The organism is Streptomyces sp. NBC_01808 (assembly GCF_035917395.1).
In the GTDB taxonomy this organism is placed as follows: domain Bacteria; phylum Actinomycetota; class Actinomycetes; order Streptomycetales; family Streptomycetaceae; genus Streptomyces.
The window spans coordinates 4,922,650-4,935,112 of sequence record NZ_CP109072.1 but is presented as its reverse complement, the minus strand read 5'-3'; the positions used below and the strand labels follow the sequence as shown (position 1 = coordinate 4,935,112).

At 70.3% G+C, this 12,463-nt stretch carries 10 protein-coding genes; 1 reads left to right on the top strand and 9 read right to left on the bottom strand.

Annotated features, from left to right (window positions below; translation table 11 throughout):
- Positions 1-162: 162 nt before the first annotated feature.
- Positions 163-1,371, bottom strand: coding sequence for a LolA family protein (locus OG946_RS21865; RefSeq protein ID WP_326797743.1), 1,209 nt, complete (start codon positions 1,369-1,371; stop codon positions 163-165).
- Positions 1,372-1,579: 208 nt separating this feature from the next.
- The gene (locus OG946_RS21860) at positions 1,580-2,590 is read right to left on the bottom strand and encodes a polyprenyl synthetase family protein (RefSeq protein ID WP_326797742.1); all 1,011 of its coding nucleotides are present in this window, start codon (positions 2,588-2,590) and stop codon (positions 1,580-1,582) included.
- A 189-nt stretch (positions 2,591-2,779) separates the two neighbouring features.
- Between OG946_RS21860 and OG946_RS21855 the strand changes: the two genes are divergently transcribed.
- Positions 2,780-4,003 (top strand): fumarylacetoacetate hydrolase family protein, encoded by a 1,224-nt coding sequence (locus tag OG946_RS21855; RefSeq protein WP_326797741.1) that lies wholly within the window; start codon positions 2,780-2,782, stop codon positions 4,001-4,003.
- Between the two features lie 42 nt (positions 4,004-4,045).
- Here OG946_RS21855 and nuoN read toward each other — a convergent pair whose 3' ends face one another.
- The 7 genes from nuoN to nuoH are packed head-to-tail and all read right to left on the bottom strand — an operon-like array spanning position 4,046 to position 12,400.
- Complete coding sequence (nuoN, locus tag OG946_RS21850; RefSeq protein ID WP_326797740.1) at positions 4,046-5,689, bottom strand: NADH-quinone oxidoreductase subunit NuoN; 1,644 nt, start codon at positions 5,687-5,689, stop codon at positions 4,046-4,048.
- Positions 5,682-7,301, bottom strand: a complete 1,620-nt coding sequence (locus tag OG946_RS21845) for an NADH-quinone oxidoreductase subunit M (protein WP_326797739.1) — start codon at positions 7,299-7,301, stop codon at positions 5,682-5,684. Before OG946_RS21845 ends, nuoN begins: the two co-directional genes overlap by 8 nt.
- 6 nt (positions 7,302-7,307) lie before the next feature.
- Positions 7,308-9,209: an NADH-quinone oxidoreductase subunit L gene (gene nuoL, locus OG946_RS21840; RefSeq protein ID WP_326797738.1), complete on the bottom strand. Its 1,902-nt coding sequence runs from the start codon at positions 9,207-9,209 to the stop codon at positions 7,308-7,310.
- 12 nt (positions 9,210-9,221) lie between these two features.
- A complete protein-coding gene (gene nuoK, locus OG946_RS21835; RefSeq protein WP_326797737.1) occupies positions 9,222-9,521 on the bottom strand; it encodes an NADH-quinone oxidoreductase subunit NuoK in 300 nt (99 codons plus the stop codon).
- Positions 9,518-10,402 (bottom strand): NADH-quinone oxidoreductase subunit J, encoded by an 885-nt coding sequence (locus OG946_RS21830; RefSeq protein ID WP_326797736.1) that lies wholly within the window; start codon positions 10,400-10,402, stop codon positions 9,518-9,520. The genes nuoK and OG946_RS21830 overlap by 4 nt, the downstream gene beginning before the upstream one ends.
- Positions 10,399-11,022, bottom strand: coding sequence for an NADH-quinone oxidoreductase subunit NuoI (nuoI, locus tag OG946_RS21825; RefSeq protein ID WP_326797735.1), 624 nt, complete (start codon positions 11,020-11,022; stop codon positions 10,399-10,401). Before nuoI ends, OG946_RS21830 begins: the two co-directional genes overlap by 4 nt.
- Positions 11,015-12,400 carry an NADH-quinone oxidoreductase subunit NuoH gene (gene nuoH, locus OG946_RS21820; protein WP_326797734.1) on the bottom strand — a complete coding sequence of 462 codons (1,386 nt, stop codon included), beginning with the start codon at positions 12,398-12,400 and terminating at the stop codon, positions 11,015-11,017. Before nuoH ends, nuoI begins: the two co-directional genes overlap by 8 nt.
- Between the last annotated feature and the right edge of the window lie 63 nt (positions 12,401-12,463).

Below are 12,463 nucleotides of genomic sequence, written 5' to 3'. Positions count from 1 at the left end.
GTCCTTCTCCCCGACCCACCCGGCGCCCTCGGACACCACGCCACCGTACGGCCCCAGACTACGCAGAACCGGGGTATCAGAAACAGCTTCTGACGGGGGCGCACGCGAAGGCCGCCGCGTGCCGGGGAGGCGCGCGGCGGCCCTTGCGGTGCGGTGCTGCGGTCAGCCCGCGGCGGCCTCCAGGGCCTCCGGGGTGACGGCGCCGACGTAGACCTTGTCGTCCGTGATCAGCACGTTGACCAGCCGGCTCTCGAAGACCCGGCCCGCGTCCGTCTTGTCGGTGAAGAAGTCGAGGGCGGCCCCGACCCCGTCCTCGCTCAGCGTGCCGCCGGGCAGCGAGATCTCGGCGATCGAGCCCCAGCCCTCGCCGTGGACCTTCACGTCCTCCAGACCGCCGGCCTTGCCGCCCCCGGCCCAGTCCCCGCCGGCCCAGTCGCCGCCGAAGCCGCCGAAGCCGCCGAAGCCCTTGCCGAAGTCCCCGCCGTGGCCCTCGCCGAAGCCCTCCCCGGGATCCTTCTCGGTCACGTCGGCGCCCGCGGGCGGCGCGAACAGGTCCGCGTCCGGCTTGTTGAAGTCGACCTTCGTGAAGCCGGCGTCCAGGACCGCCTTGCCGTCGTCCGCCGTGAGCGCCACCCGCAGCGGCACGCCGTTGTCGGCGTCCACCGCGATCGTGACGTCCCGGACGGTCGACTCGTCCTGCTTCGGCGTCAGCCGCAGCTCGTACGCGTCCTGCCCGGCCACCTGCGCCGTGCCGGCGACGTCCACGTCCGTCGTCCCGTCCGCGGCCTTCAGCAGCCGCTCCGCCAGCTCCTGCGGGGTGGCGTCCTTCAGGTCCTTCGGCAGCCCGAGGCCGTGCTCCTTGGCGTCCTTCTTCCCCGCGTCCTTCGGCAGCGTGGAGTGGGACACCTCGTCCGAGCCGCCGCCGAACGTCCACAGGTCCTTGCCGTTGCGCACCACGGTGCGGTCGCCGTCCGAGCCGGTGAGCGTGACCCGCTGCTTCTCCGGGCCGTCGGCCGCGACGTGCAGCTTGGTGTCGCCGGCGAGCAGCCGCGAGAGGTCCGCACCTTCGCCACCGCCGCCGCCGAACGGTATCGAGGGCAGGCCCAGGTCGGTGCTGACCTTCACCGTGCCGTCGACCGACTCGACCTCCGACGCCAGCGCCTTGGCGATCAGTTCCTCGGCCGTCACGTCGTCCTTGCTCGGTCCTTCGTCCTGGGCGAGGGCGGGCACCAGGCCGATGGTGGCGGCGGCGAGCCCCGCGATGCCCAGGGGCACCCCGTACCGCACCGCCTTTCTGCGCCGGGCCGCGGCGAGGTCCGCGGCGCGGTCCTCGGCCTCGTCGGCGGGTCGCTCCGGTGGGATCAGTGCCATGGGAAGTACCTCCGTCTCCGCGATGGTCCGCGGAAAGTCATTCGCTGCGTCACGGCTTCCCCTCCATCACAACAAACCGGAAGGACCGTGGCGTCAGCCCCTGGGTGCAGCTTCGATTACTCCTGTCGTATGACGGCATCCGCCCCGAGAGGGGGGACCACCCTGACCCTTGTACGGGCCATCCGCCCCCGGACCGCGGCCCGCACCGCTACCCCGCCCGGTCCACCACCGCGTCGCACAGCCCCTCCAGGGCCGTCCGCGCCGGGCACGCCGGCAGCGCCGTCAGGATCGCCCGCGCCTCCGCGGCGTACCGCACGGTGTCCCGCCTGGCCTGCTCCACCGCCGGGTGGACCCGGAGCCGGGCCAGGGCCTCCGCGTGCCGCGAGTCGTCCGTCAGGTCGTCGGCGAGCAGCGCCGCCAGCTCCAGGTCCGCCGGCTCGCGGTGGCGCTGGGCGGCGGCGCGCAGGTGCAGCACCGGCAGCGTCGCGACGCCCTCGCGCAGGTCGGTGCCCGGGGTCTTCCCCGACTCGGTGCCGTCGCTGGTGATGTCGAGCAGGTCGTCCGCGAGCTGGAAGGCGATGCCGATGCGCTCGCCGTACTGCGTCAGCACCTCCACCACCGACTCGTCCGCGCCCGCCGTCAGCGCGCCGAAGCGGCCGGAGACGGCGATGAGCGAGCCGGTCTTGCCGGCGAGCACGTCCAGGTAGTGGTCGACCGGGTCGCGGCCCTCGGTCGGCCCCGCGGTCTCCAGGATCTGCCCGGTGACCAGTCGCTCGAACGCCTGGGCCTGGATACGGACCATCTCGGGGCCCAGGTCGGCGAGGAGCCGCGAGGCGCGCGCGAAGAGGAAGTCGCCGGTGAGGACGGCGACGGAGTTGGCCCAGCGGCTGTTGGCGCTGGGGACGCCGCGGCGTACGGCCGCCTCGTCCATCACGTCGTCGTGGTAGAGCGTGGCCAGGTGCGTCAGCTCGACGACGACGCCGGAGGGCGCGACGCCCGGCGCGTGCGGATCGCCGAACTGCGCGGCGAGCATGACAAGCAGGGGGCGGAATCTCTTGCCGCCCGCGCGGACGAGATGCCGCGCGGCCTCGGTGATGAACGGCACATCGCTCTTCGTGGCTTCGAGCAGCCCCTCTTCGACGGCCGCCAGTCCGGCCTCGACATCGGCTTCCAAGGCTCGGTCCTGAACGCTGAGCCCCAAGGGCGCGACCACGGTCACGAGGGCTCCTCCTGTCTGCAGACGTTCACGTGGAACAGATTGTCGATGTGTCGTTAGCAACCACCATGCACCACGTTCGCAGCGTATCCGGTCACGCGACGATCACGTCGGGCGGCTTCCTCTAGGCCGACCTGGGGGTCGTAACCTGAGGTCCCCAGCCCGCCGACCACGATGAGGCAGGACCCCGCGATGGCCGAGCACAGCCCGCTCGACGTTCCTGAAGGCGATCCCTTCGGGCCGCACAACCTTCCGTACGGTGTCTTCTCCACGCCCGCCGGCACGACCCCCCGCGTAGGCGTGCGCTACGGCGATCACGTCCTGGACACCGCCGCCGTCGCGGCGGCCCTCGGCTCCCCGCACACCGCGCTGCTCGCCGCCCGGACGCTGGCGCCGCTCATGGCCGCGGGCCGGCCGGTGTGGCAGGCCGTACGCGCCGGGGTGACCGGCTGGCTGACCGACCCGGCGCACCGCGACGCCGTCGAGCCGCACCTGCACGCGGTGGACCGCGTCGCGCTGCACATGCCGTTCGAGGTCGGCGACTACGTCGACTTCTACTCCAGCGAGCACCACGCCGCCAACGTCGGCCGCATCTTCCGCCCCGGCGAGGAGCCGCTGACGCCCAACTGGAAGCACCTGCCCATCGGCTACCACGGCAGGTCCGGCACGATCGTCCCGTCCGGCACGCCCGTCGTACGACCCGCGGGGCAGCGCAAACGCGCCGCCGACGACCCGGCCCGCGGCCCCGAGTTCGGACCCAGCATCCGCCTCGACATCGAGGCCGAGGTCGGCTTCGTCGTCGGCGTACCGTCGCGGATGGGCACGCCCGTGCCCCGTACCGCCTTCCGCGACCACGTCTTCGGCGTCTGCCTGGTCAACGACTGGTCCGCGCGCGACGTCCAGCCGTGGGAACAGCGCCCCCTCGGCCCGCACCAGGCCAAGTCCTTCGCCACGTCCATCGGCACCTGGATCACCCCCCTCGACGCCCTCGAAGCCGCCCGCGTCGCCCCGCCGGAGCGCACGCACCCGCTGCTGCCGTACCTCGACGACACCGGTCCCGACGCCCCCGACGACGGCTACGACCTGCGACTTGAGGTACGGATCAACGGCGAGCCGGTCTCCCGCCCGCCGTTCGCCTCCATGTACTGGACCGCGGCGCAGCAGTTGGCCCACATGACGGTCAACGGCGCTTCCGTACGCACCGGCGACCTCTACGCCTCCGGCACCGTCAGCGGTCCTGAACCCGATCAGGTGGGCTCGCTGCTGGAGCTGACGAAGGGCAAGGGCCCGTGGCTGGAGGACGGGGACACCGTCGCCATCGACGGCTGGGCCCCGGGTCCGAACGGCGTGCGGATCGCCCTCGGCGGAGTCCACGGCCAGGTCAAGCCGACCGGCTGGACCCCGCCGCAGGGATAGGCGGCTGCGGGGTCTGGGGGCGGCGCCCCCAGACCCCGCCGCTCAGCGGACGAACACCCCCGCGTTCCCGGCCAGATCCAGGAAGTACTGCGGCGCCACGCCCAGCACCAGCGTCGCGGCCAGGCCGACGGCGATGGCGGTGACGGTGAAGGCGCTCGGCACGGTCACCGCGGGGCCCTCGGGACGCGGCTCGCTGAAGAACATCAGCACGATGACGCGGACGTAGAAGAACGCGGCGATGGCCGAGGCGATGACGCCGACGACGACCAGCGGCGTCGCGCCGCCGTCCGCCGCCGCCTTGAACACCGCGAACTTTCCGGCGAAGCCGCTGGTCAGCGGGATGCCCGCCATCGCCAGCAGGAACACCGCGAAGACCGCCGCGACCAGCGGCGAACGCCGGCCGAGCCCCGCCCACTTGGACAGGTGCGTCGCCTCGCCGCCCGCGTCCCGCACCAGCGTGACGACGGCGAACGCGCCGAGCGTCACGAAGGCGTACGCGGCCAGGTAGAACAGCACCGAGGAGATGCCCTCCTCGGTGGCCGCGGTGACACCCGCGAGAATGAACCCCGCGTGCGCGATGGACGAGTACGCCAGCAGCCTCTTCACGTCGGTCTGGGTGATCGCGAGGATCGCGCCGATGACCATCGTGATGATCGCGACGCCCCACATCACCGGCCGCCAGTCCCACTTCATGCCCGGCAGCACGACGTACAGCAGCCGCAGCAGCGCGCCGAACGCGGCGACCTTGGTGGCCGCGGCCATGAAGCCGGTGACGGGGGTGGGGGCGCCCTGGTAGACGTCCGGGGTCCACATGTGGAACGGCACGGCGCCGACCTTGAAGAGCAGGCCGAGCAGCACCATCGCGCCGCCGATGAGCAGCAGCGCGTCGTTGCCCATGGTGTCGGCGAGCGCCGGGGTCATCTTCTGCGGGTTGCCTGCGACGACGTCGGCGATCTCGGCGTAGCGCACGCTGCCCGCGTAGCCGTAGAGCAGCGCGACGCCGAAGAGCAGGAACGCCGACGAGAAGGCGCCCAGCAGGAAGTACTTCACCGCCGCCTCCTGCGACATCAGCCGCTTGCGGCGGGCGACGGCGCAGAGCAGGTACAGCGGCAGGGAGAAGACCTCCAGCGCGATGAAGAGCGTCAGCAGGTCGTTCGCGGCCGGGAAGATGAGCATGCCGCCGGTCGCGAAGAGCAGCAGCGGGAACACCTCGGTGGTGGTGAACCCGGCCTTGACCGCGGCCTGTTCCGCCTTGCCGCCGGGTACGGCGGCGGCCTCGGCGGCGAAGGAGTCGACCCGGTTGCCGTGCGCGACCGGGTCCAGCCGGCGCTCGGCGAAGGTGAACACCCCGAGCACGCCGACCAGCAGGATGACGCCCTGGAGGAAGAGCGCCGGGCCGTCGACGGCCAGCGCGCCCATCGCCGCGGTCTGCGCCTCGTCGGTGCCCTTGCCGCTCGCGGCCTGCGCGACGATGACGCCGAACGCGCTGCCCATGGCGATCACGGCGAGGAAGACCTGCGTGAAGTACCGGTGCCGTCGCGGGACGAACGCCTCGATGGCGATGCCCAGCACGGCCGCGCCGATGACGATCAGCGTGGGCGCCAGCAGGTCGTACTCGATGTGCGGCGCCTTGATCTTGTCGACACCGTCCTGCGCCATCCACAGGCTGTGGACACCCCTACTCATGCGCGGCCTCCACAGGGTTCACATCGGGCTCCGGGTCGGACTTCTGCACGTCGGACATGGTGTGCTCGACGGCCGGGTTGACGATCTCGGTGAGCGGCTTCGGGTACACGCCGAGGCCGATGAGCAGCGCGATCAGCGGCGCGACCACCAGCACCTCGCGCACCCGCAGGTCGGGCAGCTTCGCGACCTTCTCGGTGACCGGCCCCGTCATCGTCCGCTGGTACAGCACGAGGACGTAGATCGCGGCCAGCACGATGCCCACGGTGGCGATGATGCCGATCGCCGGGTAGCGGCTGAACGTGCCCACCAGCACCAGGAACTCGCTGACGAACGGCGCGAGCCCCGGCAGCGAGAGCGTGGCCATGCCGCCGATCAGGAGGGTGCCGGCCAGCACCGGCGCCACCTTCTGCACGCCGCCGTAGTCGGCGATGAGCCGCGAGCCGCGGCGGGTGATGAGGAACCCGGCCACCAGCATCAGAACGGCGGTGGAGATGCCGTGGTTGACCATGTACAGCGTCGCCCCGGCCTGGCCCTGGCTGGTCATCACGAAGATGCCCAGCACGATGAAGCCGAAGTGGGAGATCGAGGCGTACGCGATCAGCCGCTTGATGTCCCGCTGCCCGATCGCGAGCAGCGCGCCGTACAGGATGCTCACCAGCGCGAGCACCAGCACCACCGGCGTCGCCCAGTCGCTCGCCTCGGGGAAGAGCCCGAGGCAGAAGCGGAGCATGGCGAACGTGCCGACCTTGTCGACCACCGCGGTGATGAGCACGGCGACCGGCGGGGTGGACTCGCCCATGGCGTTGGGCAGCCAGGTGTGCAGCGGCCACAGCGGCGCCTTCACCGCGAAGGCGAAGAAGAAGCCGAGGAAGAGCAGCCGCTCGGTGTTCGTCGAGATGTCCAGGTCGCCGTTGCCGCGCGCCTGGAGGATCTCCTGGAGCGAGAACGTGCCCGCGCCGAGCTGGTCGTCGGTGACGACGAAGAGGCCGATCACCGCGGCCAGCATGATCAGGCCGCCGGCCAGGTTGTACAGCAGGAACTTCACGGCCGCGTACGAGCGCTGCCGCGCCGCCTCTTCCTCGCCGTGTTCGTGCGCCTTGTCCCCGAAGCCGCCGATGAGGAAGTACATCGGGATGAGCATGGCTTCGAAGAAGATGTAGAAGAGGAAGACGTCCGTGGCCAGGAAGCTGACGATCACCATCGCCTCGACGGCCAGGATCAGCGCGAAGAAGCCCTGGGTGGGGCGCCAGCGGGAACTCTTGGTCTCGACGGGGTCCGCGTCGTGCCAGCCCGCGAGGATGACGAACGGGATCAGCAGCGCCGTCAGCGCCACCAGCACGACGGCGATGCCGTCGACCCCCAGCTCGTATCTCACCCCGAAGTCGGCGATCCACGCCCGCGACTCGGTGAGCTGGAAGCGGTCGCCGTCCGGGTCGTACCGGACCGCGATCACCGCGGCCAGCACCAGCGTCGCCAGCGACACGCCCAGCGCGAGCCACTTGGCCAGCTCGCGCTTGGCCGCGGGCACCGCGGCGGTGGCGATCGCGCCCACGGCCGGGACCGCCGCGGTGATCGTCAGCAGCGGGAACGTCGAAGAAGCAGCATCAGCCATGGATAATCAGACCGCCCTCATCAGCAGGGTGGCGGCGATGAGGACCACCGCGCCCCCGAACATCGAGACCGCGTAGCTGCGGACGTAGCCGTTCTGGACCCGCCGGGTCCTGGCGGAGAGCCCGCCGAACGCCGCCGCGGTTCCGTTGACGATGCCGTCGACCAGCTTGTGGTCCAGGTAGACCAGGCCGCGGGTCAGGTACTCGCCGGGCTTGACCAGCGCCACGTGGTTGAAGTCATCCTGCAGCAGGTCGCGCCGGGCGGCGCGGGTGAGCAGGGAGCCGCGCGGTGCGGCGGCGGGGACCGGGCGGCGGCCGTACTGCAGCCAGGCCACCGCGACACCGAGGACCATGCAGGTGACGGTGGCGCCGGTGACGATGCCGACGCTCAGGCCGTCCGGCAGGTGCCCGTGCTCGAAGCCGGTGACCGGCTCCAGCCAGTGCACGAACCGCTCGCCGATGTCGAAGAACGCGCCCGCGCCGACCGAGCCGATCGCCAGCACGATCATCGGGATCGTCATCGTCTTCGGCGACTCGTGCGGGTGCGGCTCATTGCCGTTCGCGTCCGGCTCCCAGCGCTTCTCGCCGAAGAAGGTCATGAGCATCACGCGCGTCATGTAGTACGCGGTGAGCGCCGCGCCCAGCAGCGCCGCGCCGCCCAGGATCCAGCCCTGCGTACCGCCCTTGGCGAACGCCGCCTCGATGATGAGGTCCTTGGAGAAGAAGCCCGACAGGCCCGGGAATCCGATTATGGCCAGATAGCCGAGGCCGAACGTCACGAACGTGACCGGCATGTACTTCCTGAGGCCCCCGTACTTGCGCATGTCGACCTCGTCGTTCATGCCGTGCATGACGGAGCCCGCGCCGAGGAAGAGCCCGGCCTTGAAGAAGCCGTGGGTCACCAGGTGCATGATCGCGAACGCGTAGCCGATCGGGCCGAGCCCGGCGGCCAGGATCATGTAGCCGATCTGCGACATGGTCGAGCCGGCCAGCGCCTTCTTGATGTCGTCCTTCGCGCAACCGACGATCGCACCGAAGAGGAGCGTGACCGCACCGACGATCGTGACGACGAGCTGCGCGTCCGGCGCCGCGTCGAAGATCGCGCCGGAGCGGACGATCAGGTAGACACCCGCGGTCACCATCGTGGCGGCGTGGATCAGCGCGGAGACCGGCGTGGGGCCCTCCATCGCGTCGCCCAGCCAGGACTGCAGCGGCACCTGCGCGGACTTGCCGCACGCCGCGAGCAGCAGCATCAGGCCGATCGCCGTCAGCTTGCCCTCGCTGGTCTCGCCGACCGAGTTCATCACCGGCTCGAACGCGAAGGTGCCGAAGGTGACGAACATCAGCATGATCGCGATGGACAGGCCGACATCGCCGACGCGGTTGACGATGAACGCCTTCTTCGCCGCCGTCGCCGCGCTCGGCTTGTGCTGCCAGAAGCCGATCAGCAGGTACGAGGCGAGGCCGACGCCCTCCCAGCCGACGTACAGCAGCAGGAAGTTGTCCGCGAGGACCAGCAGCAGCATCGCCGCGAGGAAGAGGTTCAGATAGCCGAAGAACCGGCGGCGGCGCTCGTCGTGCTCCATGTAGCCCACGGAGTACAGGTGGATGAGCGAACCGACGCCGGTGATCAGCAGCACGAACGTCATCGAGAGCTGGTCGAGCTGGAACGCCGCTTCGGCCTGGAACCCCTCGACCGGAATCCAGGTGAAGAGGTGGCTGTGCAGCGCCCGCTCCTCGCCGTCCTTGCCGAGCATGTCGGCGAAGAGGACGAGGCCGAGGACGAAGGAGGTGAAGGCCAGGCCCGTACCGAGCCAGTGGCCCGTACGATCCAGCCTCCGCCCGCCGCAGAGCAGCACCGCTGCGCCGAGCAGCGGCGCCGCGACGAGCAATCCGATGAGTGACTCCACTGGTGCGTCCCCTTACAGCTTCATCAAAGCGGCGTCGTCGACCGAGGCCGAGTGGCGGGAGCGGTAGAACGACACGATGATCGCCAGGCCGACCACGACCTCCGCGGCGGCGACGACCATGGTGAAGAACGCGACGATCTGGCCGTCGAGGTTCCCGTGCATCCGGGAGAACGTGACCAGCGCCAGGTTGGAGGCGTTCAGCATCAGCTCGATGCACATGAACACCACGATGGCGTTCCGCCTGATGAGCACCCCGGCCGCGCCGATGGTGAACAGCAGCGCGGAGAGATACAGGTAGTTGACCGGGTTCACTCGCCCTCTCCCTTTCCGGCCTTACCGCCGGCGTTCGCGCCGACGGAGCCGTCCCCGCCGTCGTCGCCGGTGTCCGGTTCCAGGGCCTTGCCCTGGTAGTCGGCGGTGCGCTGCTCTATGGCGGCGAGATCCGCCAGCGCCTGCGCGGAGACGTCCCGGATCTGGCCGCGGTCGCGCAGCGTGCGGTTGACGGTCAGCTCGGACGGCGTGCCGTCGGGCAGCAGGCCCGGGAGGTCCACCGCGTTGTGGCGGGCGTAGACGCCGGGCGCGGGCATCGGCGGCACCTGGACGCCGTCGCGTACGCGCTGCGCGGCCTGCTCGCGCTGGGTCGGGGTGCGCTCGGTCTTCTCGCGGTGGGTGAGGACCATGCCCGCCACCGCGGCGGTGATCAGCAGCGCGCCGGTCAGCTCGAAGGCGAAGACGAAGTCGCGGAAGATCAGCGCGGCCAGACCGTGGACGTTGCCGCCGGAGTTGGCGTCCTCCAGGCCCTCGAAGGTGTTGAGGCTCGCGTTGCCGATGCCGGCGATCAGCAGGATGCCGAAGCCGATGCCGCAGAGCATCGCCAGCCAGCGCTGGCCCTTGATGGTCTCCTTCAGCGAGTCCGCCGCGCTGATGCCGACGAGCATCAGCACGAAGAGGAAGAGCATCATGACCGCGCCGGTGTAGACGACGATCTGCACGACGCCGAGGAAGTAGGCGCCGTTGGCGAGGTAGAAGACCGCCAGGATCACCATCGTCCCGGCGAGGCAGAGCGCCGAGTGCACCGCCTTCTTCATCAGCACGGTGCCCAGCGCACCGGCGACGGCGAAGACGGCCAGCACCCAGAACTGGGTCGCCTCCCCGGTGGACGTGGTGTAGCCGGCCTGGGCGAGGGCGTTCATGCCTGGGCTCCTTCGGAGTGCGGCGCCGGCTCCGGTGCCGACTCGCCCTTGCTGACGGCGACCTGGCGCTCCGTACCCGGGGCGGCCTCGGTGACGAGGCCGCTGTAGTAGTCCTTCTCCGTCATCCCCGGGTAGATCGCGTGCGGCGCGTCGACCATGCCCTCCTGGAGACCGGCGAGCAGCTCGTCCTTGGTGAAGATGAGCGACTCACGGCTGCGGTCGGCCAGTTCGTACTCGTTCGTCATGGTCAGCGCCCGGGTGGGGCACGCCTCGACGCACAGCCCGCACAGGATGCAGCGCAGGTAGTTGATCTGGTAGACGCGGCCGTAGCGCTCACCTGGCGAGTAGCGCTCCTCTTCGGTGTTGTCCGCGCCCTCGACGTAGATCGCGTCCGCAGGGCAGGCCCACGCGCACAGCTCGCAGCCGATGCACTTCTCCAGCCCGTCCGGGTGCCGGTTGAGCTGGTGGCGGCCGTGGAATCGGGGCGCCGTCGGCTTCTTGTACTCGGGGTACTGCTCGGTCAGCCGCTTCTTGAACATGGCCTTGAAGGTCACGCCGAAGCCGGCCACCGGGTTGACGAACCCCTGCTTGTCCTTCTTCTCGTCCTTCTGGTCAGCCATTGTCGGCCACCTCCTCAGTGTCGCCTCCGGGACCGTTCGTGCCCACCAGCTCGCGCTCGCGGCGCGAGGGGCGGCGGGGCACGGGCGGGAGGGTCTGACCGGGCAGCGGCGGTACGGGGTAGCCGCCCGCCATCGGGTCGAACTCCGGTGTGGGCTTGGCCGCCTCGCGGGCCGCCTCCTCCTTGTCCTTGCGGTCGCGGAAGATGTCCACGACGAAGGACAGCAGCAGGATCACCAGCAGCCCGCCGGCGATGTAGAGCACGATCTCGGTGAAGTCCACGTCCTCGTTGCGCAGCGCCCGGACGGTGGCGACCAGCATCAGCCAGACCATGGAGACCGGGATGAGGACCTTCCAGCCCAGCTTCATGAACTGGTCGTAGCGCACCCGTGGGAGCGTGCCGCGCAGCCAGACGAACACGAACAGGAGGACGAGGACCTTGCCGGTGAACCAGAGCATCGGCCACCAGGCGGTGTTGGCGCCCTCCCAGACGGTGCTGATCGGCGCGGGCGCGCGCCAGCCGCCGAGGAAGAGCGTGACCGCCACGGCCGACAGCGTCACCATGTGCACGTACTCGGAGAGCATGAACATCGCGAACTTGATCGACGAGTACTCGGTGGAGTACCCCGCGACCAGGTCGCCCTCGGACTCCGGCATGTCGAACGGCAGCCGGTGTGCCTCGCCCACCATCGCGATGAGGTACACGATGAACGAGACCGGCAGCAGCACCGCGAACCAGCGGTCGTCCTGCGCCGCGACGATCTCCGAGGTCGACAGCGACCCGGAGTAGAGGAACACCGCGGCGAACGACAGGCCCATCGCGACCTCGTACGAGATCACCTGGGCCGTCGCGCGGACGCCGCCGAGCAGCGGGTACGTCGAGTTGGACGCCCAGCCCGCGAGCACGACGCCGTAGGCGGCGATGGAGGCGGTGGCCAGCACGTACAGCATGGCGACCGGGAGGTCGGTGAGCTGCATCGCGGTGCGCTCGCCGAAGATCGACACCTGGTTGTCGGCCGGACCGAAGGGAATGACCGCGATGGCCATGAAGGCGGGGATCACGGCGAGCAGCGGCGCCAGGATGTAGACGACCTTGTCGGCGCCCTTGACGATGATGTCCTCTTTGAACATCAGCTTCACGCCGTCGGCGAGCGACTGCAGCAGGCCCCAGGGACCGTGCCGGTTCGGGCCGATGCGGAGCTGCATCCAGCCCAGGACCTTGCGCTCGAAGACGATCGCCATGAGGACCGTCACCATCAGGAACGCGAAGCAGAAGACCGCCTTGAGGAGGATCAGCCACCAGGGGTCGCCCCCGAAGAAGCTGAGATCCTCCGCGGCGAGGACGCTCGCGCCCTGCGCCGCGGATGCGCTTGCGATCACCGTCGTGCCTCCGTCATGTACGCATCTCCGCCGCGCGATCGCGCGCCGCGCTTCCGCATCGCA

Bases quoted from the DNA above. Each gene is read 5' to 3' on its own strand.
- OG946_RS21865 (WP_326797743.1), bottom strand. From the start codon at position 1,371: ATGGCACTGATCCCACCGGAGCGACCCGCCGACGAGGCCGAGGACCGC.
- OG946_RS21855 (WP_326797741.1), top strand. From the start codon at position 2,780: ATGGCCGAGCACAGCCCGCTCGACGTTCCTGAAGGCGATCCCTTCGGG.
- nuoN (WP_326797740.1), bottom strand. From the start codon at position 5,689: ATGAGTAGGGGTGTCCACAGCCTGTGGATGGCGCAGGACGGTGTCGAC.
- OG946_RS21845 (WP_326797739.1), bottom strand. From the start codon at position 7,301: ATGGCTGATGCTGCTTCTTCGACGTTCCCGCTGCTGACGATCACCGCG.
- OG946_RS21830 (WP_326797736.1), bottom strand. From the start codon at position 10,402: ATGAACGCCCTCGCCCAGGCCGGCTACACCACGTCCACCGGGGAGGCG.
- nuoI (WP_326797735.1), bottom strand. From the start codon at position 11,022: ATGGCTGACCAGAAGGACGAGAAGAAGGACAAGCAGGGGTTCGTCAAC.